Raw genomic sequence first — 4,585 nt, 5'->3', positions numbered from 1 at the left:
CCCCTGCCAAGCCCGCCGCCCCGCCGAAAGACAAACAGGCCGCCTTGCTGAATCTATGGCACGAAGCCATACCCATCAGCGGCAAAGACCCCGCCGCGCAATATCTGCACGGGCGCGGCATACCTGATACCGCTTTTCAGGCGGCCTTCAATATCCGTTATCACGCAGCCTTACCCCTATGGGCAACCGACACCGACGGCCAAACGGCCAAGCCGCTGTTAATCGGCTATTTCCCCGCCATGCTGGCCGCCGTAACCACCGCCGACGACCAATTACAGGGCTTGCATAAAACCTACCTTGACGCGGTTTATATCAAGCCATACGGCGAAAACGGCAACCATGCACCCGCCTTTACCAAACTGAATATCCACCATCCGCGCACAGGCGAGCCATTGCCCGCCAAAAAGATGCAATCCCGCTTACCCGATGCACTGAAAGGCGCAGCGGTACACCTTTTCCAACCCGACGCACAAGGCCGCCTGATTGTTGCCGAAGGCATAGAAACCGCCTTTGCCGCCCGCGCCCTTTTCGGCCTGCCCGCCGTTGCCGCCTTATCCGCTTACGGTATGGCTTCGTTTGTATGGCCGTCTGAAAAGCAGGAACTGTTTATTTGCGCCGACAACGACGACAACCGCACGGGCATTAAAGCCGCCCACAGCTTGGCAGTAAAAGCCATCAAGGCAGGCATCAAGGCACGGATATGGCAGCCCGAAACGGCAGGCTTTGACGCTTTGGACGAACTGAACCGCCGCCAAGACGAACAGACCGCCCCGCCGTAAACCGCCGTATTTGCGTTTTCAGCCCGTTTCCCTTTCAGACGGCTTCACCCCTTACCTAAGCGGATAACACCCCAAACAGCGCAGATTTACCCGCCTGCCGTCTGAAATACACCAGCAAACAAAAAGGGCAGCCGATACAGGCCGCCCGAAACAGTAAGGAAATATCATCATGAATAACACAGGCACCGCCATTGAAGAATTTGAGCCGGTAGAATTGCGCCCGTATTTCCAATGCACCCAAAACGGCGTTTTCTACATTGCCGTAGAAACCGACAATAATGGCGAAGTTCACGAAAAGCCCCCGCTGAAACTGGCCGACCCAATCGAGCTTATCGGACGCTGTACCGACGAATCAGGCAGCCATTACCGCATTATCCGATGGCGCGATGCCGTAACCCGCAAAGCCCGCATAGAAGCCCTGCCGATGGCCGAAATCGGCGTAAACTGGCAACGCCTGCAATCACACGGCATTACCGTTATGGCAAGCCGCAGAAAACGCGAATTACTGGCCGATTATCTGCAAACCGACGGCAGCAACGAACGCTACACCGTAACCAACCGCGCGGGCTGGTGTGCCGACAATACGGCCTATATCCTGCCCAACGGCGAAGCCATAACCGCCAAAAAACAGCCCGCCAAAGTGATTTACAACGGCGACAAATCACAGGCCGACAGCTACACCGAAAGCGGCAGCCTTGAAGACTGGCAGCAAGGCATAGCCCGCTATATGGCAGGCAACAGCCGCTTATGCTTGGCAATCGGCACCGCCCTAGCCGCCCCGCTTGCCCGCCTGTTGAATATCGAAGCAGGGGGATTCCACCTTTTCGGCGATTCACGCGATGGCAAATCAACCGCCGCCAAAGCCGCATTATCCGTATGGGGCAACCCTGAAACGCTTATGCTGACATGGACAGGCACAGGCTTAGGCTTTACCAACACCGCCGCCGCCCGCAATGACGGCCTATTGGTATTAGACGAAATCGGCCAAGCTAACGCCAAAGCCGTAGCACAAACCGCCTATTCCGTGATTAACGGCGTTTCCAAAGTACAGGGCGCAAAAGACGGCGGCAACCGAGAATTAAGCCGCTGGCGCATTTTCATACTTTCCACAGGCGAAAAGCCCCTAAACAGCTTTCTAAGAACGGCGGGCGTAGAATGGAACGCAGGCCAAGCCGCCCGCCTGCCCGATATTCCCAGCGACGCAGGCAAAGGCTTAGGCATTTTTGACACCCTACACGGCCACGAAAAAGGCGCAGCCTTAAGCGAAGCCATTACCGCCCACGCCGCCCGATACCACGGCACCGCAGGCCGTGCACTTATCCGCCTGCTATTGGAAAACCCCGAAGCCATCAACGAAGTCCGCGCCACAATGGCCGACTTTATGGCCATGTTGCCCGATACCGACGGCCAAAGCCGCACCGTTGCCTTACGCTTTGCCATAACCGCCGCCGCGCTGGAACTGGCCGCCAAACACGGCATTACAGGCTTAGGCGCAGGGGTAGGCATGGCAGGCATCAAGCAATGTTTCGACGCATGGCACAGCCGCACAGGCACAGGCACAGGCAAATATGAAGACAACCAAATCATCAAACAGGCCATAGACTTCATGCAACTTTACGCAGAATCCATGCGCTTTGTGGATTGGAACAGCGAATTTACCAATCAAGACCACGCAGGCTATCGAAAGCGCAAAGAGCAGGCGCATTTAGACAAATTTTGGATAATCCCCACCGTATTTGAAAACGAAATATCCAAAAGTTTTGAAACAAACAAGACTTGTAATGTACTTTTCGGTATTAAATGGCTGAAACGTGATGGAAAAGACAGCCGCTGGCAATTCAAACGCTATGGCAAAGGGCGTTTTTATGTGCTGGTAGGCATAGAGCCGCCAAGCCAAGACAGCGGCAACCAAGCCGAACAATAGGCCGTCTGAAAGCCCTTAAGGTTTATCGGCAGAAAACCAACCCGACACCAGCCCCGCCGCTGGTGTTTTTTATGGCCGTCTGAAACGGCAGGGCATACGCATTGACAATGTATCCAATCGGATACATAATCAATATATGGAATACCAAATCAAAACCACAAACCACTTTGAAACATGGCTTGCCGCCCTAAAAGACAAACGCGCCAAAGCCAAGATTGCCGCCCGCCTATTACGCGCCCAATTGGGCAACTTAGGCGACCATAAAGCCATAGGCGGCGGAATAAGCGAAATGAGAATAACAGACGGAAAAGGCTACCGCCTTTACTACACCATACGCGGCAATACCGTTATTTTTATGCTGATAGGCGGCGACAAAGGCACACAGCAAGCCGATATAGCCCGCGCCCACCAAATCAAACAGGAATTAAGCCATGACTAAAACCACCATTACCCCATTTGACCCCGCCCGCTATTTGCAAGACGAAGAAGACATAGCCTTATTCTTGGAAGCGGCGGCAGAAGAAGCCATAGACGCAAACGACAACAATATTTTGTTACAGGCCATCAATACCGCCGCCAAAGCGCGGGGCATAATGCAAGTAGCCAAAGATGCGGGGGTATCCCGTGAAAGCCTATACAAATCACTAGCCCCCAATGCCAAACCCCGCTTTGATACCATTACCAAAGTATTACACGCGTTGGGGGTACAAATGACGTTTACGGCCAAGCCACCGCAAACGGCAGAAAAGCCCTAAACTGCCAAATACAAAAAAGGCCGTCTGAACAATTACCCCTTGTTTCAGACGGCCTTTTTAAAACTTATATTACCCAAGCCCGCCCCTTATTGTTTCCTATCAGGAAATGATTTACCAAAAAATCATCAAATTATTTCATAAAAAATTTTTCCCTATACAGGATAACGAAAAATCAGCGGGTATGGCGGGTATGCAATTAAAAACACCCCCGCAAGCCTTTATTTATAAGGGTTTCACGCATACCCGCTTACATAAATTAACGCGGGTATGTGCGGGTATGTGCGGGTATGGCTTTATAATCATAAACTTATAATGTAAAAACGCACCCCATACCCGCACCAACCCGCCTATTTTTTTATATCGGGTATGATTTAATCATTTAATATCAACACTTTAACCCCATCATACCCGCATACCCGCCATTCCCGCAGTGTTTTGCATATATAGCAATGTTTTTTTAGGGCGTTTAAACAGCCGCCCACAGGCCGCGAAACTTTGGCCAAAGTGTATAACTGCCACCCCGACCAACTGGCAGGCTTATAAGGCCGTCTGAAAACACAAACACCAGCCCCGCCGCTGGTGTTTTTTATGGCTGCCTGAAAAACAGTACAAAATGCGTTATACTCAATCCAACAAAACCCCATACCCCCAAGCCGCAAAAAAACCACAAAATCAGCCGAAAAACGCTTTGACTTTTGCAAGATGGGGGTATATTTGGGGGTATTTATCAAATATGTAAATAAAATTTATAATTAAACCAAATATTTAAATGGCTGATTCAAGTCTCGATGTCACCAATAAAAGAAAACAGCCCAAATTTTCGGGCTGTTTTTTTACGTCTAACACCGTCTAATGCCATAAACCAAGATTCAAGCACAGCAAGGATTTTAGCCCGATAAAGGGCATTTTCAGACGGCCTTTATTATCCAATACAGTAAAATCCCGTCTAATTGAATAAACCAAAAAAACGGAGATATATTTGGGATATCTGAAAATACCATGTCAATTCCATTCCAAAACTGAGCCACAGTTGTGGTCTAAAATTGAGCCACCCTATGAGCGGTGTTTCATCCGGTAAGAATCATTGCCCGTCTCAAAAATATCGCAGCAATAAGTCAGACGCTCCA

5 protein-coding genes are annotated in these 4,585 nt (G+C 50.6%); all 5 read left to right on the top strand.

Translation table 11 applies throughout. The features are described from left to right. Positions 1–779: toprim domain-containing protein (locus IR141_RS12070; protein ID WP_135037624.1), on the top strand; the 779-nt coding region annotated here is incomplete at its 5' end. Positions 780–948: 169 nt separating this feature from the next. Beyond that, positions 949–2,703, top strand: coding sequence for a DUF927 domain-containing protein (locus tag IR141_RS12065; protein ID WP_135037622.1), 1,755 nt, complete (start codon positions 949–951; stop codon positions 2,701–2,703). A gap of 136 nt (positions 2,704–2,839) precedes the next feature. Then, positions 2,840–3,142, top strand: a complete 303-nt coding sequence (locus tag IR141_RS12060) for a type II toxin-antitoxin system RelE/ParE family toxin (protein WP_085363836.1) — start codon at positions 2,840–2,842, stop codon at positions 3,140–3,142. After that, positions 3,135–3,458 carry an addiction module antidote protein gene (locus IR141_RS12055; protein ID WP_085363837.1) on the top strand — a complete coding sequence of 108 codons (324 nt, stop codon included), beginning with the start codon at positions 3,135–3,137 and terminating at the stop codon, positions 3,456–3,458. The genes IR141_RS12060 and IR141_RS12055 overlap by 8 nt, the downstream gene beginning before the upstream one ends. Positions 3,459–3,564: 106 nt before the next feature. Continuing rightward, on the top strand, positions 3,565–3,771 hold the full coding sequence (locus IR141_RS12050; protein WP_194198399.1) for a hypothetical protein: 207 nt from the start codon (positions 3,565–3,567) through the stop codon (positions 3,769–3,771). Positions 3,772–4,585: the final 814 nt, after the last annotated feature.

The sequence above is a fragment of the Neisseria sp. 19428wB4_WF04 genome (assembly GCF_015235335.1).
Classification (GTDB): Bacteria; Pseudomonadota; Gammaproteobacteria; order Burkholderiales; family Neisseriaceae; genus Neisseria; species Neisseria musculi.
Note: the sequence above shows the minus strand (reverse complement) of the source record. Positions and strands in the feature narration are given on the sequence as shown.